Genomic DNA, 272 nt, shown 5'->3' on the forward strand with positions numbered 1-272 from the left:
CCTCACCACCAGTCAGAACATTAAGTGATGACCACCAAGCAGTGTCAATATCCGCTAAGCTTTGCCATGTTGTAGGTGTTGCTTGCATCACACTGATTTTATGCTGTGATAATAGCTGACTTAATGCTTGGTTATCTTTACTCTGTTGCTCGTTAGCTAACACCAAGGTCGCACCGTGCACCAAAGGCAAGAATAATTCTAATACAGCAATATCGAAACCAATCGTGGTCACAGCCAACAGTCGATCTTCAGCAGATATATTCACTACATCC

Annotated in this window: 1 protein-coding gene; it reads right to left on the reverse strand. The window is 43.0% G+C overall.

The features are described from left to right. On the reverse strand, positions 1-272 hold a 272-nt coding region (locus tag MTCD1_RS19245), incomplete at both ends, for an AMP-binding protein (protein ID WP_143760183.1).

Origin of the sequence: Colwellia marinimaniae (assembly GCF_002207865.1) — a bacterium.
GTDB classification, from domain to species: domain Bacteria; phylum Pseudomonadota; class Gammaproteobacteria; order Enterobacterales; family Alteromonadaceae; genus Colwellia; species Colwellia marinimaniae.